This window comes from Salmonella sp. 32082101201600294FB01SM01 (assembly GCF_017572865.1).
In the GTDB taxonomy this organism is placed as follows: Bacteria; Pseudomonadota; Gammaproteobacteria; order Enterobacterales; family Enterobacteriaceae; genus Salmonella; species Salmonella enterica.
Genome location: NZ_JAGESB010000001.1, coordinates 1,731,366 through 1,753,238 on the forward strand (window position 1 = coordinate 1,731,366; position 21,873 = coordinate 1,753,238).

25 protein-coding genes, 2 tRNA genes and 1 pseudogene are annotated in these 21,873 nt (G+C 52.2%); 4 read left to right on the top strand and 24 right to left on the bottom strand.

Annotated features, from left to right (window positions below; all coding sequences use genetic code 11):
* Nucleotides 1-92 precede the first annotated feature (92 nt).
* From J4645_RS08595 to J4645_RS08605, 3 genes are all read right to left on the bottom strand, one after another.
* Nucleotides 93-311, bottom strand: coding sequence for an AlpA family transcriptional regulator (locus J4645_RS08595; RefSeq protein ID WP_023214960.1), 219 nt, complete (start codon nt 309-311; stop codon nt 93-95).
* Nucleotides 312-461: 150 nt separating this feature from the next.
* Nucleotides 462-1,337 (bottom strand): DUF6387 family protein, encoded by an 876-nt coding sequence (locus tag J4645_RS08600; RefSeq protein ID WP_023214959.1) that lies wholly within the window; start codon nt 1,335-1,337, stop codon nt 462-464.
* Between the two features lie 880 nt (nt 1,338-2,217).
* Nucleotides 2,218-3,672 carry an AMP nucleosidase gene (locus tag J4645_RS08605; RefSeq protein ID WP_000428191.1) on the bottom strand — a complete coding sequence of 485 codons (1,455 nt, stop codon included), beginning with the start codon at nt 3,670-3,672 and terminating at the stop codon, nt 2,218-2,220.
* A gap of 45 nt (nt 3,673-3,717) precedes the next feature.
* On the opposite strand from J4645_RS08605, the gene J4645_RS08610 reads away from it, so the two are divergent.
* Nucleotides 3,718-3,879 carry a hypothetical protein gene (locus J4645_RS08610; protein WP_001531298.1) on the top strand — a complete coding sequence of 54 codons (162 nt, stop codon included), beginning with the start codon at nt 3,718-3,720 and terminating at the stop codon, nt 3,877-3,879.
* Here J4645_RS08610 and J4645_RS08615 read toward each other — a convergent pair.
* The 4 genes and pseudogenes from J4645_RS08615 to J4645_RS08630 form a co-directional block, all read right to left on the bottom strand.
* Nucleotides 3,868-4,194, bottom strand: a complete 327-nt coding sequence (locus J4645_RS08615; protein ID WP_000228161.1) for a DUF1493 family protein — start codon at nt 4,192-4,194, stop codon at nt 3,868-3,870. The two genes, J4645_RS08610 and J4645_RS08615, sit on opposite strands and share 12 nt — an antisense overlap.
* Nucleotides 4,188-4,652: pseudogene (locus tag J4645_RS08620) on the bottom strand (STM2901 family protein). The gene J4645_RS08615 and the pseudogene J4645_RS08620 overlap by 7 nt, the downstream one beginning before the upstream one ends.
* A 421-nt stretch (nt 4,653-5,073) precedes the next feature.
* Nucleotides 5,074-5,149, bottom strand: a tRNA-Asn gene (locus tag J4645_RS08625).
* Nucleotides 5,150-5,289: 140 nt separating this feature from the next.
* On the bottom strand, nt 5,290-6,747 hold the full coding sequence (locus tag J4645_RS08630) for an EmmdR/YeeO family multidrug/toxin efflux MATE transporter (protein ID WP_001542574.1): 1,458 nt from the start codon (nt 6,745-6,747) through the stop codon (nt 5,290-5,292).
* A gap of 159 nt (nt 6,748-6,906) precedes the next feature.
* Here J4645_RS08630 and J4645_RS08635 point away from each other — a divergent pair.
* Nucleotides 6,907-6,982: transfer RNA gene (locus J4645_RS08635), tRNA-Asn, on the top strand.
* 165 nt (nt 6,983-7,147) lie between these two features.
* Nucleotides 7,148-7,450, top strand: a complete 303-nt coding sequence (locus J4645_RS08640) for an Arm DNA-binding domain-containing protein (protein WP_001219028.1) — start codon at nt 7,148-7,150, stop codon at nt 7,448-7,450.
* An 18-nt stretch (nt 7,451-7,468) separates the two neighbouring features.
* Here the strand turns inward: J4645_RS08640 and arsB are convergent, their stop codons facing one another.
* From arsB to J4645_RS08665, 5 genes are read right to left on the bottom strand one after another with little or no spacing between them, the layout of a single operon-like run.
* The gene (arsB, locus tag J4645_RS08645) at nt 7,469-8,518 is read right to left on the bottom strand and encodes an ACR3 family arsenite efflux transporter (RefSeq protein ID WP_001276043.1); all 1,050 of its coding nucleotides are present in this window, start codon (nt 8,516-8,518) and stop codon (nt 7,469-7,471) included.
* Between the two features lie 17 nt (nt 8,519-8,535).
* Entirely contained in the window at nt 8,536-10,296 is a 1,761-nt protein-coding gene (gene arsA / locus J4645_RS08650; RefSeq protein ID WP_023214958.1) for an arsenical pump-driving ATPase, read from the bottom strand.
* Between the two features lie 43 nt (nt 10,297-10,339).
* Complete coding sequence (arsD, locus tag J4645_RS08655) at nt 10,340-10,702, bottom strand: arsenite efflux transporter metallochaperone ArsD (protein WP_000849418.1); 363 nt, start codon at nt 10,700-10,702, stop codon at nt 10,340-10,342.
* Between the two features lie 33 nt (nt 10,703-10,735).
* A complete protein-coding gene (locus tag J4645_RS08660) occupies nt 10,736-11,212 on the bottom strand; it encodes an arsenate reductase ArsC (RefSeq protein ID WP_001101540.1) in 477 nt (158 codons plus the stop codon).
* A complete protein-coding gene (locus J4645_RS08665) occupies nt 11,209-11,583 on the bottom strand; it encodes a helix-turn-helix domain-containing protein (protein ID WP_001041817.1) in 375 nt (124 codons plus the stop codon). The genes J4645_RS08660 and J4645_RS08665 overlap by 4 nt, the downstream gene beginning before the upstream one ends.
* Nucleotides 11,584-11,996: 413 nt before the next feature.
* Here J4645_RS08665 and J4645_RS08670 point away from each other — a divergent pair, with 413 nt between their 5' ends.
* On the top strand, nt 11,997-12,170 hold the full coding sequence (locus J4645_RS08670) for an Arm DNA-binding domain-containing protein (protein ID WP_001542575.1): 174 nt from the start codon (nt 11,997-11,999) through the stop codon (nt 12,168-12,170).
* 36 nt (nt 12,171-12,206) lie between these two features.
* Here J4645_RS08670 and tnpA read toward each other — a convergent pair whose 3' ends face one another.
* From tnpA to J4645_RS08730, 12 genes are all read right to left on the bottom strand, one after another.
* Nucleotides 12,207-12,665 carry an IS200/IS605-like element IS200F family transposase gene (gene tnpA, locus J4645_RS08675; protein WP_023377339.1) on the bottom strand — a complete coding sequence of 153 codons (459 nt, stop codon included), beginning with the start codon at nt 12,663-12,665 and terminating at the stop codon, nt 12,207-12,209.
* 293 nt (nt 12,666-12,958) lie between these two features.
* On the bottom strand, nt 12,959-13,888 hold the full coding sequence (gene ldtA / locus J4645_RS08680) for a L,D-transpeptidase (RefSeq protein ID WP_001252827.1): 930 nt from the start codon (nt 13,886-13,888) through the stop codon (nt 12,959-12,961).
* Between the two features lie 77 nt (nt 13,889-13,965).
* The gene (gene cobT, locus J4645_RS08685) at nt 13,966-15,036 is read right to left on the bottom strand and encodes a nicotinate-nucleotide--dimethylbenzimidazole phosphoribosyltransferase (RefSeq protein WP_001193968.1); all 1,071 of its coding nucleotides are present in this window, start codon (nt 15,034-15,036) and stop codon (nt 13,966-13,968) included.
* Between the two features lie 26 nt (nt 15,037-15,062).
* On the bottom strand, nt 15,063-15,806 hold the full coding sequence (gene cobS / locus J4645_RS08690; RefSeq protein ID WP_000040002.1) for an adenosylcobinamide-GDP ribazoletransferase: 744 nt from the start codon (nt 15,804-15,806) through the stop codon (nt 15,063-15,065).
* Nucleotides 15,803-16,348: a bifunctional adenosylcobinamide kinase/adenosylcobinamide-phosphate guanylyltransferase gene (gene cobU, locus J4645_RS08695; protein ID WP_000973188.1), complete on the bottom strand. Its 546-nt coding sequence runs from the start codon at nt 16,346-16,348 to the stop codon at nt 15,803-15,805. Before cobU ends, cobS begins: the two co-directional genes overlap by 4 nt.
* A complete protein-coding gene (locus J4645_RS08700; RefSeq protein WP_000189660.1) occupies nt 16,345-17,865 on the bottom strand; it encodes a cobyric acid synthase in 1,521 nt (506 codons plus the stop codon). The genes cobU and J4645_RS08700 overlap by 4 nt, the downstream gene beginning before the upstream one ends.
* A complete protein-coding gene (locus J4645_RS08705; protein ID WP_000881544.1) occupies nt 17,862-18,677 on the bottom strand; it encodes an energy-coupling factor ABC transporter ATP-binding protein in 816 nt (271 codons plus the stop codon). Before J4645_RS08705 ends, J4645_RS08700 begins: the two co-directional genes overlap by 4 nt.
* A gap of 8 nt (nt 18,678-18,685) precedes the next feature.
* A complete protein-coding gene (locus J4645_RS08710; protein WP_000147126.1) occupies nt 18,686-19,363 on the bottom strand; it encodes an energy-coupling factor ABC transporter transmembrane protein in 678 nt (225 codons plus the stop codon).
* On the bottom strand, nt 19,350-19,631 hold the full coding sequence (locus tag J4645_RS08715; RefSeq protein ID WP_000753212.1) for an energy-coupling factor ABC transporter substrate-binding protein: 282 nt from the start codon (nt 19,629-19,631) through the stop codon (nt 19,350-19,352). The genes J4645_RS08710 and J4645_RS08715 overlap by 14 nt, the downstream gene beginning before the upstream one ends.
* Nucleotide 19,632: 1 nt before the next feature.
* The gene (gene cbiM / locus J4645_RS08720) at nt 19,633-20,370 is read right to left on the bottom strand and encodes a cobalt ECF transporter S component CbiM (protein ID WP_000764336.1); all 738 of its coding nucleotides are present in this window, start codon (nt 20,368-20,370) and stop codon (nt 19,633-19,635) included.
* Entirely contained in the window at nt 20,367-21,080 is a 714-nt protein-coding gene (locus J4645_RS08725) for a cobalt-factor II C(20)-methyltransferase (RefSeq protein WP_023214775.1), read from the bottom strand. Before J4645_RS08725 ends, cbiM begins: the two co-directional genes overlap by 4 nt.
* Nucleotides 21,077-21,871 (bottom strand): sirohydrochlorin cobaltochelatase, encoded by a 795-nt coding sequence (locus tag J4645_RS08730; RefSeq protein ID WP_023181990.1) that lies wholly within the window; start codon nt 21,869-21,871, stop codon nt 21,077-21,079. The genes J4645_RS08725 and J4645_RS08730 overlap by 4 nt, the downstream gene beginning before the upstream one ends.
* Nucleotides 21,872-21,873 lie beyond the last annotated feature (2 nt).

Below are 21,873 nucleotides of genomic sequence, written 5' to 3' on the forward strand. Positions count from 1 at the left end.
GTTATCCGTGTCAAATGGGATGTTTATTGTTTAGGGTAATAAGATCCCCTGTGCGAATAGTTCTCTATTCGTCACGAGATCTTGTTTCTGTTTTATGCAGCGTTCTGGCGTGAGCTCTGGATAGTAGCTTCAATCCATTCATCAATCTCACTTTCAATGAATGCCACTGCTCTTATCCCTGTTTTCACCTGAGATGGAAAACGCCCAGCCTTAATCAGCTCGTAAATCCACGTTTTACCAAATCCGGTGCGTTTTATTACTTCTGGCAAACGGATAAACGTTGTCTTTGCTTTTATTTCTCTTTTAACCATATTTATCTCCCGTGTTATTCGATGGAGATAATTGTATGGAGATCGCTTGTGAAAAACTAGGTTGGTTCACCAGCCCTGAACCGGAGGGATGTTCAGGACCAGTGAATTTAGGGGATGTTTATATGATATGAATACAGGGGAAGTTCAGGGTTAGTGGATGTCCCTTGTTTTCTTTTTTGTTTCTGGTTTGTCATTCATTGCGATGACATCAAGAATAGGCGAGTTTTTCACCAGATTATTTTTTATGAAAAAATCATTCAATGACTTGAAATAATTGTCATTGTTTAAAAAACCGTGGGCAAGCGGATAATCAGTGTCTTTGATTTGCTCGCTACCTCTGGCATAACGCATATCAGGGTGTAGGATACCAGCCAATACAGGGTATTTGATTTTCTGATTGTTGAGCTGTTCCCAAGCTATGAGGTCCATTAGAGGGATAATCTTGTAATCGAGTATCTTCTGGAATATTTTATGACCAAAACGAAAATCTTTTTCCGGTGGTTTAGGCACTTTCAGGTGCTTCTGCCATTGATTGATAAGCACTTTCAGGTGTTCAGCCAGATCGTCACTACTGGCTTCTTCCAAATCAATTTCAATCAGCATCTTGTTAGCAGGGTTCAGCCCTCCCTGTTTCAGGTATTCAGATATGTAATCCGAACTCATTGAAACATTTTCTTCTGAAGGCGTATTCTCCAGTCGATACATTGCCCGTCCATAGTTAAACAGTGAATCCCTTGTCATTGGCCTGACGGCATAGCTATGAGCCAGCATGTGGCTATCAGAGATCCATTTATCCTCCATCAAGACCCTACCAGAGTGGATCATAGCATCATGGTGAATAACGGCATTACGATGCTTATCATCCAGTGTTTCCCATTGCTGTCTGGCTTTGTAGGCAAACATGCGCCTTTCCAGTTCCGCATAAATTTGTTCCAGAGTGAGGTTTTTCAGCGCATCATAACGGCTAACATCAAACCATTTGCTTAATGCTTCCACTATATCCGCAACAGCCATTCTTTTTGTCATTCTTTTCCCTAAAAATGTTGATGTTCATTACATTGACGTTAACGCATTCAGCAGCATAGAGAAAGGGAATAAAGATGGCTGGCGTTCTCAGCATTGGTCATAACGTATTGTTCTGCCCTTACTTATCTTTCCGGGAGGAAGCATATCGGGCAATAGCGGTAATCTGTTGAATAAACAAGATAAAATTTGTAGTAGCACAGGAAGATCGTTGAGTGAGGTTCAGTGAAGCGTGTTGTCATAACTAATTGATAATAATTGACTTTATTGTAATACAGCGTTAAAAATGCTGGTAAATATGATGGTAAAAACAGACACCATTTTTTGAAAGCCACTAACAACAGGAGCTACAGATGAAGTTCGAGTCCAGTCAGAGGAGCCAAATTCCTGTTTTCAGGCGTACTTATAAGTCACTATTCAGTTAGGTTTCAATAAGTTAGCGTGAAAATCTTTCCCGATGTGTGTCTGGTTTTCCCTGCGCATCCGGCGAAATTGGTGGTCTGATTTGGGGTCATTTCAGTTCGATAATGACGTGACCACCCTATATCCCTGTCCAACGCGAAAATCCTCAGTATCAAGCCTTCTGACACCTCTTTAAGCTGACCGCTTCTCACGGTCGGTATCTGCTTGTCAATCCGGGCTTGTGGGTCAGGCGCTCAAGGAGCGTGAAGTGTGGCGCAATGTTTTCGCCTTCCGGCGCGTTTCCTGACGTAGAGGCGATTATCGGTGACAGGTCTCCGGCGATGGTGATGAAGCTCGCGGCACAATAAGGCCTTAGCGGGATGCGGAATCGCCTCCCGCTAAGGCTTCATTCAGCCACTTTCCATATCATATAAATACGCCTCTTCCGCTCCTGTCCAACAGCAGGCGACAGCTCATTTCGTTAGCGAAACGGTGGCTCATTAAACGTGCGTAATTTACGTGAGTGCAAACGATCACCTTCTGCGCGTAGCAAATCAATAGCACGAATACCAATTTGCAAATGTTCTGAAATAGCCCCCTCATAAAACCGGTTTGCCTGCCCGGGCAGTTTAATTTCACCGTGTAAAGGTTTGTCAGAAACACAAAGCAACGTGCCGTAAGGCACACGAAAGCGATAGCCCTGGGCTGCAATCGTCGCGCTCTCCATATCAATCGCAACCGCGCGGCTAAGGTTGAATCGCAGCGCCGATGCGGAATAACGAAGCTCCCAGTTACGATCATCCGTGGTGACGACTGTTCCCGTGCGCAGTCGCTGTTTCACCTCTTCGCCGGGCATTCCGCTAACCGCTTTGGTAGCGTCGTACAGCGCACGCTGTACTTCCGCAATGCTTGGAATAGGAATATCAGGCGGCAGAACAGCATCCAGCACATGATCATCGCGTAAGTAGGCATGGGCCAGCACATAATCACCAATCGCCTGACTTTCTCGTAACCCTCCACAGTGCCCAATCATAAGCCAGACGTCAGGCCGCAACACGGCCAAATGGTCGCAAATCGTTTTAGCATTTGAAGGGCCGACGCCGATATTTACCAGCGTAATCCCCTGCCCATCTGCCGTTACCAGGTGCCAGGCGGGCATCTGATGTTTCTTCCAGGCCAGATCGGAAATAGCCTCTTCCGGCGCTTCCGTTTCTGCCGTGATCCAAATTCCGCCGGCACAGGAAAGCGCGATATAGGGGCTGTCAGGATCAAGAATTTGGCTGCATCCCCAGCGCACAAACTCATCGACATAGCGGGTGTAGTTGGTAAACAAAACGAAGGGCTGAAAATGTTCAACCGGCGTACCGGTATAGTGCCGTAACCGGGCCAACGAGAAGTCAACACGACGCGCGTCGAAGTGCGATAACGGATAGAATTCGCCGGGGTGGAACAGACCGTCTGCCGTCTCATCGCCAATCTGCGCCAGTTCTGTGGTAGGAAAATGGCGCGTTAGCCCGGCGCTCATAGAACGATCCAGCGTCAGAGCTGAGCCGTCAATCACGTAAGGATACGGGATCTCATGGTGCGAGGCCTCCACCGCAATATGCGCGCCATAATCATGATAAACGAGGTTAAGCTGTTCCAGAAGATAAGCGCGAAATAGCGCAGGCCGCGTAACGGTAGTGGTATAACAGCCGGGATGAGTAAAGCGTCCAAAAGCGCGTGTTTTAGGCGGGTTCGGTGTCGCGCCATCCCAGCTTACAGACAGCGAAGGATAAACAAACAGTCCGTTAAGCCTGGCATGGGGATCGGGCAGCGTGCCGTTATCAACATAGTCAGCGATGGCTTCACGGAGCGCGTTAACCGACTGCTCGTACAGCTCCTCCAGGCGATCCAGCGCCTGCTCGGGCGTCAGGTTTGTGCCTTTATTTTCCATATTATTCTCCTTAGCGTTCACAGGTGAGGCACGTCATTCGATAGTATGACAGCAAAGGAAGAAACTAAAAGGGTTAGCGTAAGGGCGGCGGCAGTAAACATGAACCCTTTAAAAAGAAAAGAGAACTATCTTAGCGCCACCATCATCGCTCAAAAAGAAGGGTACTGGTACAGCCATTTGTTAAGTTCATTACAATTAGTCATATAACCATTTCCCGGCTTTTGCTGACTCGATCAGCATGCTGATAGTGAAATCTGGGACGGGTACAGGCTCCGTTTTCTTGAACGGATGCCATGAAAAAGGGTGATTAGGAAAATAGGTTTCTATTCTGAAGTTACCTCGCTCGACATTGAGTTTCTCGAAGAATTTATTCATGAGATCTTCGGCTTCAAGTTCATCAATGCTCAGATCAGTATCAAGGTCAATCTCTGGTGTTAATTCCACTTGCTTAATGTTGAACAGATATGTGCCAACATAAGGCCGTACAAGCTCGTAAACTTGCTGTTCAATATTGTCTACCATAACTTATCATTGCCCCGAGCAATGGTATTGTAGTCGCGTATAGTGCGATATGTTATTTGTGACACATCTGCGGCAAGGATAATTTCCCCGATCAAAGGAATGGAACGTCCAACAAACGGCGCAATGTTACGAACCATAACACGTCTGGCTGTCCACGGGGTGTAACCGCCCTAACCATGTCGGAAGGGATATTCCAAAGGGAAATTTTGACTTTTTAAACACTGCACGTGCAGTCCTGGACGCGTATGATGTGCCTTTAGTCGCTCCAGCGGGTTTCGCCCTTGTCCAGAGATTATTGCGACCTGATACCAGAGCAACAACGGCCCCGAAATCTGCAACACCAATCCCAAACTGGCTTGCGGTATTCTCACAAAAATCATAAACAGAAGTTCGGCAGCATTCAGATTGGATTTTCCTGCATAGAAGTATGTTCCATTTAGTTCTTCTACTGTATCCATTAGAAACTCTATAGCTGCTATTTTGGTTTACTTATTGTACAGCCTTGTTTCGAATGAAAGAAATCAATCTTTTGGGAAAGAACGGATCAAGATCACGGAAAATATCTGAAATCAGATGAAAGAGACAGTCGCGATTCCCACCAGGGGCATCACCTGGCAAGCTTGTGTGATCGCTCCGTTTGAACCGAACACATCTATATGTCAGCATACTGATACGGGCTTGATCTTGCGGATAGCGGTATCGGTTAATGCCATACGTGGGGGCTCCATTTTTCCAACGAACCGTGAAGCCTCCGATTAAGCCCTCAAGAAACTATGGATGTCAAAAAACCCGGTAAACCTTCTCAGGTCAACCGGGTAAAGATAATTTTTTGTTTTTTAAACGTCTCCGGACTCACCAGGATGTCCCGAAACTAAAATCTGGCTCCTCTGACTGGACTCGAACCAGTGACATACGGATTAACAGTCCGCCGTTCTACCGACTGAACTACAGAGGAATCGTTTGAACGGGGCGAATATTAACGAGGTGCCCCTGGCTTGTCAAAGCCTGTTTTCACAAAAAAAGTTCGTTTGCTGTTTTATTCCACACTTCGGTTAAAATTCACCGTTTCCTGATGATTTTCACAGCAAAAAGCGCTTACTCCCTCTTTACGCGCGGGTACCTCCACAGCCAGCGCCCGCTTACCAGACGCCAGTAAAACAATGCGCCGCGCACGGCCCAGTCAAGAAACATCCCCAGCCAAACCCCTACAACCCCCATACCCAGCACAATACCAAGCGTATACCCTGCCACAACGCGACAGCCCCACATCCCCAGCATCGATACCCACATCGCAAATCGCACATCGCGCGCGCCTTTAAAACCCGACGGCAACACCCACGCGGCCGCCCAAATTGGCATAAAGGCAGCATTAAGCCAGAGCAGAACTTTCACTACCTCTTTTACGTCCTGCTCCTGGGTATAAAATGAGGCAAACAGACCCGCGAACGGCGCTGTCCCCCAGGCGATTGCCGTAAGTACGATAGTCGACATCCAGAATACATGGCGCAGTTGACGCTCTGCCTGACCAATTTGTCCGGTACCAAGACGCTTACCGGTGATAATAGTCGACGCCGAACCAAGGGCGTTACCCGGCAGGTTGATAAGCGCCGCCACGGAAAAGGCAATAAAGTTACCCGCAATAACGTTAGTGCCCATTCCTGCGACAAACATTTGCGTCAGTAGCTTGCCACCGTTGAACAGCACTGATTCAATGCTCGCCGGAATACCGATACCCATCACTTCCCAGATAATGCCGAAATTCAGCGGCTTCAGATAGCTTTTCAGCGGAATGCGCAGCGCCGGATTAAAACCAATCATCAGCACCCAAATAATCGCTACCGCGCCGATGTAGCGCGAAATGGTTAATCCCAGCCCCGCGCCGGCAAAACCCAGCCCTTGCCAGGAGAAAGCCCCGTAAATCAGGATGCTGCTGATGATAATATTGAGAATGTTCATCCCGCCGTTAATCATCAACGGGATTTTCGTATTCCCTGCCCCACGCAGCGCGCCGCTACCGATTAGCGCAATTGCCGCAGCCGGATAACTCAGCACTGTCAGTTCAAGGTACGTTAACGCCAGCCCCTTTACTTCTGGCGTCGCCTCGCCTGCGACAATATTAATAATTTCACTGCCGAAATAATGAATGACCACTGCCAGCACAACGGCAAATAGCGTCATAATCACCAGCGACTGGCGCGCCGCCGCCCTTGCCCGTCGCCTGTCGCGCTTGCCCAAGCTAAAGGCGACCACCACCGTAGTACCAAGATCGATAGCCGCAAAAAAAGCCATAATTACCATATTAAAACTGTCGGCAAGCCCCACGCCCGCCATTGCTTCCTTGCCCAGCCAACTGACGAGAAAAGTACTGAGCACGCCCATTAGCAAAACACAGGTATTTTCCAGAAAAATGGGGATAGCAAGTGGGGTGATTTCACGCCAGAACAACACCTTGTAACTCTTGCGTTTGGCATACCAGGGCGTACGGACGACAACCTGGCGTAAGGCAGTGGAGACGTTCAAAATGGACCTTAAAGAAGAGAGTTGAAACCACATTTCAATAATGAGCGAGAAATCGTAAGGCTGCAAAGCTTTTTGCAGAAAAAATGTCTGCAAATGCAACAAAGTGATGAGATAACCCGCAATCGAATCTGTAAGGGGTTAAATGGGGTTTGACAAAAATTTTTCCGCCGCTAATATACGACCCCACACGATTCCTCTGTAGTTCAGTCGGTAGAACGGCGGACTGTTAATCCGTATGTCACTGGTTCGAGTCCAGTCAGAGGAGCCAGATTTTAGTTTCGGGACATCCTGGTGAGTCCGGAGACGTTTAAAAAACAAGAACTTATCTTTACCCGGTTGACCTGATAAGGTTTGCCGGGTTTTTTGACATCCATGGTTTTTGGGGACTTAATCGGGGGCCTCACGGTTCGTTGAGAAAATGAAGCCCCCGCCGATGGCATTAACCGATACCGCTATCCGCAAGATCAAACCCACCGATAAATCCTTCAAGATTACCGACAGTTCAGGACTCTACCTGCTGATCAAACCCAACGGCTCAAAGCTCTGGTACATGAAGTACCGCATTGACGGGAAAGAAAAGAAGCTGGCTTTTGGCCCTTATGCGGTGAAAAAACAGTTAATCAGGTCGAACTCTGCGAAAAATCTGGATGGTGAGTTCACGCCGCCTGAAACACAGCATTACCCGGCCCTGCCCCTTGAGAAACTGCCTGAATGTTTGCCGCGAACGGATAATTAGAGAGGGATAATATCTCCGCTAAGCTCTCTCATACCACCCTTTCGAACGATTCACCACTCGCACAACCAGCAGCATCACCGGCACCTCAATGAGCACCCCAACCACGGTCGCCAGCGCCGCACCGGAATGAAAACCAAACAGGCTGATTGCCGCTGCGACAGCCAGTTCAAAGAAGTTCGATGCGCCGATCAGGCTGGATGGACAGGCAATATTGTGCTTTTCGCCCACCAGTCGATTCAACCCATAGGCCAGTGCCGAGTTAAACAGCACCTGAATCAGAATCGGCACCGCCAGCAGGGCAATGACCAGCGGCTGTTGCAGAATGGCTTCGCCCTGAAACGCAAACAGTAACACCAGCGTTGCCAGTAATGCCGCCATTGACCACGGGCCGATTTTCGTCAGCGCATTATCGAATGCCGCTTGCCCCTTGCGTAGCAGAGCCTTACGCCAGAGCTGGGCCAGAATAACCGGCACAACGATGTACAGTACCACAGAGGTCAACAACGTAGCCCACGGTACGGTAATGGAGGACAGGCCGAGTAGCAGCCCAACAATCGGCGCAAAGGCGAAAATCATGATGGCATCGTTCAGCGCTACCTGCGACAGCGTGAAATAAGGGTCGCCGTTAGTGAGTCGGCTCCAGACAAACACCATCGCCGTACAGGGCGCGGCGGCCAGCAGAATAAGCCCAGCGATGTAGCTTTCAAGCTGATCGGCGGGTAGCCACGGTGCGAATAAATAACGGATAAACAGCCAGCCAAGCAGTGCCATTGAGAAGGGTTTAACCAGCCAGTTGATAAACAACGTTACGCCGATCCCGCGCCAGTGCGCTTTGACCTGACCCAGCGCCCCGAAATCAATGCGCAGCAGCATAGGAATAATCATTACCCAGATAAGTAAACCGACCGGCAAATTGACGCGGGCGATCTCCAGACCGCCGATAACGCGAAAGACGCCCGGCACCACCTGTCCGAGCAAAATGCCGATGGCGATGCAGAGCGCAACCCAGACGCTCAGGTAACGTTCAAACAGGTTCATGGCCGGAGCGGCCTGGGTTTGTGCGGACATAGCAGACTCCTTTGGGTTTATTTTCCCGTTGTGCTCAGTTGTAGCAAACGTTCGACACCAACAGGCTCTTCGGCCTGTAGCGGCACCAGCGCGCAGCGGCGGGCATGGTGGGTACAGACGGCATCAATCTGCGGTCGTTCACGTTCGGCGCGCTGGCGCAGCAGCGGCGATGTGGTCGGCGTATTGATCAGGCTGTTGTTAATCACCCAACCCCAAGGTTCAATCCCTGCGCGGCGCAGATCGTCCTGCAAATGGGCGGCTTCCAGCACCGGCGTGGTTTCCGCCAGCGTGGCGATGAGAACTTTTGTCTGTTCGCTGTCCTGTAGACGCATCATGGGCGTCAGTACGGGCTGACAGTGCTCACCGGCCAGTCGGGCAATCTCGCGATGATAAGCGCCAGTAGCGTCAAGCAGCAGCAGCGTATGGCCGGTTGGTGCGGTATCCATGACGACGAACTGTTTACCTGCCTCCTGAATGATGCGGGAAAATGCCTGAAACACGGCAATTTCTTCCGTGCAGGGAGAACGCAGATCTTCTTCCAGAACGGCGCGCCCCTGTTCGTCGAGGTTTTTACCCTGCTCAGCCATCACCTGCTGCCGGTAACGCTCGGTTTCGGCCTGCGGATCGATACGGCTGACGGTCAGACCGTCGAATGAGCCGTCCAGCGTGTTAGTCAGGTGTGCCGCCGGATCGGATGTGGACAGATGTACCGGATGACCGCGACGGGCCAGTTCAACGGCAATCCCCGCAGCCAGCGTGGTTTTCCCCACGCCGCCTTTGCCCATCAGCATGATCAGGCCATATCCCTGAGATGCGAATCCGTCTATTAGTGATGACAATGAAGGGAGATCTACGGGGGAGATATCTCCGGTTTCCATCGGAGCGCCTGTTGCGCTGTCGTCCAGCAGGCCACGTAATGCCGACAGACCCACCATATTGAACGGTTTTAGCGGCAGGCGATCGCAGGGCAATATGCGCAGATTATCAGGTAAATGTTGCAGCGCCTGTTGTTCACGCTGATACAGTGCCTGCGCCAGCTTATCGTGCGCAGTTTCCTGCTCAGGCAACAGGCTGTTAATGACCAGATACTGCTGCGTCAGGCCGATGGCGGCCAGTTCGTCATACGTACGCGATACTTCCTTCAGCGTTGCGGTCTGCGCTCTGGCGACCAGCACCATGCGCGTCAGTTCTGCATTCGCCAGTGCGTCCACGGCGGCGCGATACTGGCTGCGCTGTTTTTCCAGCCCGGCCAGCGGTCCGAGACAGGACGCGCCGTGTTGGCTGTTGTCAAGATAGCCGCTCCATGCGCCGGGCAGTTGCAGCATTCGCAGCGTATGCCCGGTCGGCGCGGTGTCGAACACAATATGGTCGTACTCATCGCGCAGTTGCTGATTGGTCAACAGCGTGGTGAATTCATCAAAGGCGGCAATTTCGGTGGTGCAGGCACCGGAAAGCTGCTCCTCGATACCCGCCACGATGTCATCCGGCAGAATGCCACGCACCGGGCCGACAATGCGCTCACGGTATTTCGCAGCGGCGGCGGACGGATCGACCTCCAGCGCGGACAGTCCGTTAACCGCTGCAATCGGGGTTATCTGGTGGCCGATGGTCTGTTCAAATACCTGCGCGACATTGGACGCCGGATCGGTGCTGACCAGCAATACGCGCTTGCCGGAAGCGGTCAGATGAATCGCGGTAGCGCAGGCCAGCGATGTTTTACCCACACCGCCTTTACCGGTAAAAAACAAAAAGGGGGGCACCTGCCGAAGCATCAGCATAAAAAAGACTCCTTTAAATTAAATAAAGCGGGAAATCAGTCCATCAGCAGCACTTATCGCCACCGCAACAGGAGGAAGTCGCTGGCGTAAAACTCGAATAGACGGTAAGCCCCATCCAGCGCGCCAGTTCCTCTCTGCGAGGGTAACGACCAGCCAGTGCGACTTCACCATCCACCAGAATCAGCGGTAGCGCCTCTTTGCCGGAACGGGCCAGAAAGCCTTTAACGATTTCGTTCTGTGCGAAGAGCAATGGTTGCTGTGCCAGATTGAAACGCTCAATATTGACGCCCTGCGTTCTGGCCCACTCAAAATCAGCGGCGAATGCGACCAGCGCCGGATCGGTTTCCGGGCCACAGACGCCGGAAGAACAACATAAAGCGGGATCGAAAATCTGAATCGTCTTCATTTGACTCTCCATCAACTATTGAAATATAGGTCGTTAAAAAATTTCGCCAATACGATCCAGTTCGACTTTCAGACGAGCGCGATCGTGCAGTAATTCATTCAGCGGTAGCGCCAGAAAGGCTTCAATACGCGCACGTAATGTCTGGTAAGCAGTGACAAAAGCCGCATCGATTTCGGCATCGCTACCGGTAGCATGAGCCGGATCGTCAACGCCCCAATGGGTACGCATCACGTTACCGAGCCAGGCCGGACAGGTTTCTCCGGCAGCGTTTGAACAGACTGTCACGACAATATCCGGCGTCTGCGGCAGATCGTTCCACGATTTGCTGAAATAGCCTTCTGTTGAAATGCCTTCCCGCGCCAACAACGCCAGTGCTCGGGGATGTACGTAACCCGCCGGGTGACTGCCTGCGCTCATGGCGCGCCATCCGGCTGGAGCCAGATGGTTAAACGTGGCTTCGGCCAGCACGGAACGGCAGGAGTTGCCGGTACAGAGAAAAAGTACGTTCATGATTTACTCTTTTTCGTGGTGTTGAGTGGTGGTAAAACGGCTTCTGAGCAGGAAGAAGCCGAACGAAAACCTGCGCATTGTTCCGGGTGGCCTGAACAACACTCCTCGGTCAGCCAGCCGATTAAATCCAGCATCAGTGGGATGTTGGCACGATAACGCTGGTAACGACCTTCCTGTTCTACCGTCAGCATCCCGGCCTGCGTCAACGCCTTTAAATGAAACGATAAGTTAGTCGGCGGGATATCCAGCGTTGAAGCGATCTCCCCGGCAACCATGCCCTCGGTACCCATTTTGATCAGGAGGCGATATACATCCAGACGCACGCCGGAGGAGAGGGATTCAAAGATGGTTGTGGCAGTTTGTTTGTTCATAATGTGGGGCGGCCCTCTATGATTCAATATTTCAATCATTATTGAATAATCGAATTAATTCAAGTATCCGTTAATAATATCTAGTGGAAATGGCAAGATGGGGGGAAATAATCCCACTTTTAAAATGTGATAAAAATCACATTCTTAGTGCATCATTACGATCGGGGCTTTTATAAGGGCCTTATTTTGAATTTAGAAAATAAATATTTTATTATTCAATGAGATAAAAAACGCACCCAGTCAGAGGAGCCAAATTCCTGTTTTCAGGCATCTCAGCATGTCTCAATAGTATTTTGATTCAGAGAGTTAGCGTAGAAAACTGTCTCAGTGCATATTGATTTATCTCTCCGCATCGGGACAAATTGGTGGTCTGATTTGGGGTCATTTCAGTTAGATAAAGGAGTGATCACCACATGCCCCTTACTGACAGTAAAATCCGCGCTACTAAACCTTCACCAACTCCCTTTAAACTGACCGCTTCTCACGGTCTGTATCTGCTTGTCAGTCCGGGCGGTTCCCGCCTCTGGTATCTCAAATATCATTTCGACCGAAAAGAATACTCGGCGCGGTGGATAAGAGAGCCCTAACAGGCGCATACGATCTGACATTTGCATCAAACTTCGTTACTTACGGCCCGTAAACGGGCTGCCCGGATAAGGGATCGATAATTGCTCACCCATTTTATCCTCTTCAAGCTGGTGCTTTATGTAGTCCTGTATCTTCGCCGTGTTCTTACCCACCGTATCGACATAGTACCCTCTGCACCAGAACTCCCTGTTCCTGTATTTGAATTTTAGATCCCCAAACTGCTCGTAAAGCATCAGACTACTTTTACCCTTCAGATATCCCATGAAGCTCGACACACTCATCTTCAGCGGGATCTCCAGAAGCATGTGAATATGATCTGCACAACATTCCGCTTCCAGAATTCGTACGTTTTTCCATTCACACAATTTTCTTAATATGCTGCCTACTGCCCTACGCTTCTCTCCATAGAACGCTTGTCTTCGGTATTTGGGCGCGAAAACTATGTGATATTTACAGTTCCATCGGGTGTGCGCTAAGCTCTTTTCGTCCCCCATTGGGACCCCCTTTTGATTTCTTGTTGAACTTTTGCAGTTGCCAGACCGCAAGATGTTTTAACAAATCAAAAGGGGTTTTAATAACTGGCTTAAAGCTGAAAGCTTTCCGGAACCCCCAGCCTAGCTGGGGGTTTTCCATAGACAAAAATCTCCGGCGATGCCGGAGAAAAGATTTATGACTTTGAGCTTAATCGGAGGGCTCGCGGTTCGCTGAGAAAATGAAGCCCCTGCCATGACACTCACTACTAATACAGATACTCCAGCCCATGAAAACCAGCAATGTGGCAGGATATTTAAAGGCCAGACCTGCCCGCGCTAATGTTGACCGGCATTCCGGAACGGCGCTCCAGCACCTCATTAACCCGCGAAGTATCAACGTCATCCCCTTTGATAAACGTGCGCAGCACTGGCGTAACGGGCAATGGAACTTTTTTGTCTGACTCAAATTCAGCACGGTTACGAGAAAGCGGTTCGTGTACCTCCAGCCAACGACTGCCATCCGGCTCTACCGAAAATTTAACGGGCCTGTCGATAATCTGAACGCGGGTTCCTACAGGAACATGGTCGAATAAATATTTAATATCGTCATTGCGTAAACGGATACAGCCCTGACTGACGCGAAGGCCAATGCCAAAGTTAGCGTTAGTGCCATGGATGGCATATAACCTGCCGATATATATTGCGTATAGCCCCATAGGGTTATCCGGCCCCGCAGGCACCATCGCGGGCAGCGTTTTTCCCTCTTTAGCATATTCCCGACGCGTATTAGCCGTTGGCACCCAAACCGGTCCATCTTGTTTGCGTTCAACCGCAGTTACCCAGTTGCGCGGCGTTTCACGGCCAGCCTGACCAATACCAATAGGTAGCACCTCAACCGTATTCGTGCCTGCGGGATAATAATAAAGGCGCATCTCGGCGACGTTTACCACAATACCTTCACGAACGGTGTCAGGCAGAATCAACTGCTGCGGCACCACCAGTGTGGAACCAGACTGAGGTAAAAACACATCCACGCCGGGATTCGCTTCAAGCATATTACTCAGCCCCTGACCGTAGCGGGCGGCAAATGACTCTAAGGGCTGAGTATTGTTCTGCGGTACGGTGATTGTGACAGGCTGTCCTACCAGACGACTGCCTTCGGGCGGCAACGGATAGCTTATAGCCAGCGAGAAATGGCTTACCAACAAGACGAAAAACGGAAAAAAAGGTGTGATACGACGCATTATATCCCTTCCTTTGTCGCGGCAGGTGTGCGTTAAGTATAGCTTTTTTCTCACATGGCTGGTGTTGTGCGCCCGGGTTATGTTGCGTTTGCGTTCCCCTCCGGCAGGACAATATTACTGGCCGCCAACTCCCCCATGTTGTGGAACATGGCGCACGCGGCTTCCACGATCGGCATCGCCAGCGCCGCGCCGCTTCCTTCACCTAACCGCATCGCCATATGCAAATAGGGTTCCATAGACAAATGCGCGAGCGCGATGCGGGCACCCTTTTCCGCCGAAAAGTGCGACGGGATCAGATAAGGTCTCACCGCAGGCGCAATCTGACAGGCCGCCAGCGCTGCCGAGTAGGAAAGAAAGCCATCCAGCAATACGGGTAAGCCACACCTTGCCGCACCAAGCATCACGCCGGTCATCCCGACCAGATCGAAACCACCCACCTTCGACAACACATCAATGCCATCGCGCGGATTGGGCTGATTAATCGCAATCGCCCGCCGCACGACGTCCACTTTATTATCGATGCGGGAAGGCGGAAGATTCGCGCCAATCCCCACCACCTCTTTTGCATCACTTCCTGTAAAAACGCTGACCATCGCGGCGGCTGGCGTGGTGTTCGCCATTCCCAGCTCCCCTACGCCAAATAAGGTCACGCCGCGTTGCGCCAGGTCGCAGGTGTAGCGGGAAACCTCCAGCAAAAGCGCCTCAGCCTGCGAGCGACTCATCGCCGGGCCAACGGCAATATTTCCGCAGCCGCGCGCGACGCGCATATCAACTACGCCAGGAATAGGTTCAGCATCAATACCAACATCAATGACATGCACCTTCGCACCGGCCTGAGCGGCAAGCACGCATACGCCGGTTGTTCCCCGCGTCATATTCGCCGCCTGAATCGCCGTCACGATTTTGGGCGAAACCGCTACGCCTTCATCCCAGACGCCATGGTCGGCGCACATCACCAGCATCGCCTTTTCACCTACCTGCGGCGTACCGTTAAGCCCCGGCATTCCCGCGAGCTGAACGGCTAAGGCTTCCAGTCTGCCTAGGCTGCCCGGCGGTTTGAGCAGGCCGTCAATATGTTGCTGCGCACGCGCCATCGCCTCGGCGTCCGGCGCAGGAATGTCACGGAGTAAAGCGTGTAGTGTCTGCATAAGATGTCTCGTCCGTAATAATCGGCTCATAACAGAGCCAGCAGAAAGATCAGTTCGCCAAGTTCGATCGCCGCGCCCAGCGTATCGCCGGTTTGACCGCCAAGCGTACGTTTAAGCAACTGGCCAAGGATGAAAATCGCCGCGAGTGTGACCACCATTGCGGCCAGTCCTTGCATACCAGGCAGTAATACCGTGGCGACGATTACCGCCAATCCCAGAGTAATGCAGGTTTGCCGTCCGCTGACTTTACCGATAAATACATTGCCGAGCCCCTCGTCACGGGCGTAGCGATGACGGTACATCAATAAAACGGCGCTGCCACGCCCAGCCGCACAGGCCGCCGCCAGCGCCGCCAACATTGGCGTTCCACGTAACGCCAGTTCGCTGACCACCAGAATTTTTGCCAGTAGCACAAAAATAAGCGCCAGCCCGCCATGGGTTCCCAGACGACTATCGCGCATAATCTCCAGCATTCGCTCACGGCGGCGCGCGGAAAAAATGCCATCACAGGTATCGGCCAGCCCATCCAGGTGAAAACCACCGGTCAGCAGCGCCAGCGCCAGAATACAGAACAACGCCGCTAGCGGAATACCGCACCAGGATTGCAGGAGGATGAAAATCAGGCCGCTTACGCCCCCCAGAATCAACCCGATAAAGGGAAACATCACGATCCCACGCGAATACTGCTCGAAATCCAGTCCCTGCGACCAGCGTGATGGCACGGGCAAGCGGCTAATAAAAGCGAGCATGGCCCAAAACAGCTTACTCATTTAATTTTGACTCCAATACCTGAGACCACCAGCCAGACCTCATCCGCCGCTGCCGCCAGTCGTTGGTTGACCCGACCGGCAATATCACGAAAATGGCGCGCCAAACGATTTTCCGGGACGATCCCCATTCCCACCTCATTTGTCACCAGTACCACTTTCGCCGGGCAGCGCTGGCAGGCTGCAATTAAAATCTGAATTTCATCGTCAATGGCGCGCTCCATCGCCGCGTAATCCCACTGTTCGGGATCGTTTTCTCCTCCCAGCGCAAACAGCAGATTCGTCACCATGGTGGTAATACATTCCAGTAAAATCGCGTCGTCAGGGGCAAGATCCGCGGTAATCAACGTATCAAGATGCCGCCAGCATTCTGCGGTCCGCCAGTGTGCCGGCCTGTCATCTTTATGATGCTGAATTCTCGCCGCCATCTCGTCATCAAGAATGTGCGAGGTGGCGATATACAGTACCTGCGGCGCATCGCCAATTAAGGTTTCAGCATGACGGCTTTTACCACTACGCGCCCCGCCCGTCACCAGAATCATCATACCGGCTCCTGATGTTGTTGCATGATGGTATAAATTTTATCAATATCAATATGTTGCCGCATCGCTTCCGCCAGCAGATCAAATTGCCGCGCTTTATGCTCCGCATAACAAAAAGTCGTTTCCCACGGCGCAAGCCCTTTTCGTGCCCGTAACCCATTGACCACCGCACGGGTAAACGCATCGCTGTCAAACAGGCCGTGAAGGTAAGTGCCAAACGCCAGTCCGTCGGCGGTGACCGCACCATCCGCCACAGAGCATCCATTTTTCTGTAACGTCATGGCCGTACAGCATCCTTCCTGCAGCACCGTTTCCCCCATGTGAATTTCATAACCGCGTACCGGTAGCCCCGCTGCGGCAGCCAGCCAGCCGGGCAGCTCGTCTGACATTGTCGCGTTAACCTGCGTCGTGGTTTTATCCTGTGCAAAGCGAGTGATCGTATTAAGCAGCCCCAGGCCCGGCTGCGTACCCAGCCCCGACTCCACCTCATCCACAATGGTGTCGCCCAGCATCTGGTAGCCGCCGCAAATTCCCATCACCGGCACGCCCTGCCGATGTGTCTGCAATACCGCATCCGCCATCCCGCTTTCGCGCAGCCAGGCGAGGTCGCTCAGCGTATTCTTACTGCCCGGCAGGATCACCAGATCAACGTCAGTCAATGCTTCCGGGCGGCGAATATAGCGTATGCGCACATCCGGCTGCGCCGCCAGAGCGTTAAAATCCGTAAAGTTAGAAATATGTGGCAGTTGCACAATGGCAATAGTGATATCACGGGGGGCGTTACCGCGATATTTATCGTTTTGCAGCGCGACGCCATCCTCATCTTCCAGATCCACATCCAGCCACGGCATCACGCCCAGGACCGGGACGCCGGTAAGCGATTCGATTTGTTCGATACCGGAATAGAGTAGTGCCACGTCGCCGCGGAATTTGTTGATAATGACGCCCTTTACTCTGTCACGCTCCTGTTTATGCAACAGCGCCAGCGTGCCATAAATAGCGGCGAATACGCCGCCCCGGTCGATATCCGCCACCAGAATAACCGGACACTGGGCCATTTCCGCCATTCCCATATTGACGATATCACGATCGCGCAGATTGATTTCCGCCGGGCTTCCGGCGCCTTCCAGCACAATAACGTCATATTCCTGCGCCAGGCTGTTATAGACCGCAAGGATTTGCTCACGCAAACGCGGTTTATAGTCATGGTAACTAACCGCATCCATATTGGTCGCCACTTTCCCCATCAGCACGACCTGCGCCTGGCGATCGCTGGTCGGTTTGAGCAGCACCGGATTCATACGCACATCTGGCGTGATCCCCGCGGCTTCCGCCTGAAAAATCTGCGCCCGCCCCATCTCTTTGCCATCCGGCGTAATACCAGAATTAAGCGCCATATTTTGCGATTTAAACGGCGCGGTACGCAGACCATCCTGATAAAAAATGCGGCATAAACCCGCCGCCAGCACACTTTTGCCGACGTCGGATGCCGTCCCCTGCAACATAACTGCCTGTGTCATGACGCCTCCCTGAATGCGCACTTTTGCATTCGATGAAAAAACTCCGTTTCTGTTTTACACAGCGGCAGTCCCAGTTGAGTATGAAGTTTGACCAGCCAGGGCTGGGTTAGCCCCGCTTGTTCCATCGCTTCCGTACACGCGAAAACCTCGCCAGGCGCGCCATGCGTCAGGACCTGGCCCTGACGTAACACGTATACGGCATCGCTAATTTCATAAATAAGATCGATATCATGGCTGGAGATAATGACATGATTGCCCTGCGCCACAATCCGCCTGATGATAGCAAGCATCTGAGTGCGCCCTGCGGGATCGAGACCAGCAGTGGGTTCATCCAGCAATAGATAGCGCGCCTGTAGCACCAGCGCTCCGGCGATAGCCACACGTTTTTTTTGCCCATGACTCAAACACTGAATGGGCTGATGGCGAAAATGTTGGGCGTCAACCAGCGTTAGCGCCTCGTCGACGCGGCGCGTGATTTCCGCTTCCGGCACCCCCAAATTACGTAAACTAAACGCAATATCGCTATCGATATCAGTATAAAAAATCTGCTGTTCAGGGTCCTGAAAAACCGTCGCAACTTGCTGGCGCAGCGCCAGTAGTCCGCGCTTGCTGTAATCCAGCGGTTTTCCCTGCCACAACACGGCCCCTTTTTGCGGACGCAACAGGCCGCTCAGGTTCATAAAAAGCGTAGACTTCCCACAGCCGTTCGCACCCACCAAACCGGTAACAGGCGAAAGCGAAAAATCCAGATTTAACCCTTTAAGTACCGGCTCATCCTGATAACGAAACCACAGGTCTGAAGTGGCAAGCATAATAGTCCTTACAGGTGAAAATCACCCTGATACAGTTTGATATCCAGCGTGGTGGTCATTTGCTGATAACGCATTAACACCCGCGTAAACAGGAGTCCAGTCAGCATTGCCAGAGATCGATAGCCGTTCGGCAGGCTGCAATAACCAAAACGCAGCGTTTGCGCGCGACGAATTGCCGCCGCCTCATCCAGAAGAATAAAGAGAAAGCGCCACGTTAACAGGATTTGCTCAGTAAGCAGGCGTGGAATATGCGCGCGCTTAAGCAAGCTAATTAACTGCGGAAACGGTAGGTTCATCACCAGCCACAACGTCGCGGACAGCGCCGTCAGGCTACGCCAGAACGTTTCATTCGCCGTAACCACGCCCGCACGGGTAATCCCGATCCAGTATGGCCCGACAGATATGCCAGCCAGCAGCATTTGCGGCTCGCGGCTGATGCTGAAGATAATCGTTATCACGCCGACCAACAAAAATCCAAAAGGTATCGCCATCCATCGACACCAGCGCCAGAGGGATATGCGCAATAGCCAACAGCTCAATCCGGCAATGATCAGCAGCTCAATGCCCTGCCCTACAGGCGGCAGAGCAAACGCCAGTATCATCATCGCCAGCCACAGCAAAAACTTGCGCTGCGGCGCAACGTGTGCCCAGCGGCTTTGATAGCTGAGTCGATCAAGCCCGGTCATCACGGCGTTGTTTACCTTTGCAATACCCCAGGATATAAAAAATCACCGCCGCGCCAAGAGAGCCCTGAAGGGTAAACAGCAGGCTTTCAATTTCACCGCTGGCGGGTTCATATAACGGCTGAAACCAGGGTTTATACTGCGGCGCAATAGCCTGAATCTGGCTTTCCGCTTCGCCGTCTGAACCGCCATATTCACCGCCATGGTTAATAAAAAACGGCAGAATCACCAGCGCCACCACCATCGCTAACAACATCAACGTTTTTTTCATTTTAATGTCCTTGTACGGTAATCACTTGCCGTTTGGTTAACTGATCATAAATCATGACGGTTAATAAACCTTCGGCAATGGCGACAGGAATCTGTGTGAGGCAGAAAATCCCCATAAACTTCACAACAGACCCTGTCGCTCCGGCATGGGGATCGGGAAACGCAACGCCAAGCTGGACTGAAGTCACAAAATAGGTCGCCAAATCCGCCAGCATCGCGCACAGAAAAACGGCGACATCGCGGCGCAGTCCGGCACGGCAGGCCATTTTCCACACCAGATAACCGACAACCGGGCCAATCACCGCCATCGACATTCCATTTGCGCCAAGCGTCGTCAGGCCGCCGTGCGCCAGCAATAGCGCCTGAAACAACAGCACAACCGCGCCGAGAATCGCCACCACCCCGGGCCCGAACAAAATAACCGCCAGACCAACGCCGGTCGGATGTGAACAACTCCCCGTTACCGACGGAATTTTGAGCGCGGACAGGACAAAAATAAACGCGCCGCACAGCGCCAGCAGTACCTTCTGATGATTATCCTCCTGCACAATACGCCGTAAGCGCACCAGCCCATACCACAAGCAGGGTAAAAACAGTAACCACCAGGCCAGCGCCCACACTGGCGGTAAAAAGCCCTCCATGATATGCATCGCAAACGCCTGTTGCGGGACAACCATCAGCAATAGCGCTGCAGCCAGTCCACTGAAAGACAACTGTCGAAGCTGCTGTTCAAGTTTCATTCTGCATACTCCCACTGTTTATTGACCAGAATGGTCGAAAAATAGGGCAACGGTCGATCATCGTTGACCTCGTGGAGATGGCGCCAGCACTGCTCGCCGGGCAGCGTGGCCTCGGACATCATTAAGGCGCATTCCAGCAGGCCAGCCTGCGCCAGCAACGCTTTAATACGGGCGAATCGGCCATACACTTTCATCAACACCAGGCTATCATGCTGTTGTAGCGCCTGGGCTATTTCCGCTTCCGGCGCGGTACAAGAAATAACCGCCAGCGATTGCCGTTCTATGGCGAGCGGCATTTTCGCGCGGGCGGCTATCGCGGCGAAGGACGTGACGCCGGGGACAATCTCCAGCCACTCCGGGCAGCCGATTCGCTGGAGTAAAAAAATCCAGGTACTGAATAGCATCGCATCGCCCAGGGTAATAAAACCGACCTGTTTACCCGCTTCCACCTCTACGGTAAGCGCGGCGGCAACCTCGTTCCAGACCGCTTCTTTCTCGGCGCCGTCAGCGCTCATAGGGAAATGGCAACAACGTACTTCCGTCTGCTCGCCGAGATAGTCGCGCACAATCGACAGCGCCAGACTATCGCCCCCCTTACGACCGGCGGGCGCATACAGAATGTCCAGCGAGCCAAGAATCCGCGCTGCGCGGACGGTTATCAGGTCGGGCGCGCCTGGCCCGGTACTTAATGCGTATAATTTACCGTTCATGCCGCCTCCTCTACCGCCATGTTCAGCGCCTGGTGCAAATGCGCGACAAACATCGCCCGGATAGCCGGGTTTTCTCCCAGCCCGCTCAGCCACGGCGTCGCCGGAATGCCCGCCGCGTTAAAGCGCATTTTCCATGAGTCGCCGTCGTCTGAAGCCATATCATTAATGGCGTGATCGCCCGCCACCAGCATTAATGGCATCAAATGTACGCCGGTGACGCCTTCGTCACGCAGGCTGTCGATCAGGATGTCGACCTCCGGGTAGCTTTCTACGGCGCCGACGCGCGCCGGAAAGCGCTGCACGGTCATCATATGATCGAGGCAGGCATAAGCTGCGAATGCGTGATGGCTGGCGCCGTGGCCCATAAAAACGACTTTCTCCGTTTGTCTGAGCGATGGCATCTGTTGTCGCAACGCCTGCATTAGCTGCACATAATCGTTATGGCTGCTCAGCAGCGGCACGCCCAGCGTCAGGCGAGTGAATAACGGACGCAAGAGTTGTACTTCACGGACAATTTTTTCATATTCGTCGCCGTTAATAATGTGCAACGACTGAATCGCCACGTCCTGATATCCCTGTGCGGCAAGCTTTTGCAAAGCCTGTAATGGCGTATCGATGTCGATACCGTCACGCTGGCGAAGCTTGCGAATGATCATTCCGGAAGTGAAGGCGCGAAACAGGTCGCGATCGGGACAGGACGCCGCCAGATCACGTTCGCACGCCACAATGTTTTTTTCACAGGTGTCGTGATAGCTGGTGCCAAAACTGACCACCAGAAGCGCTTTTTTCATTT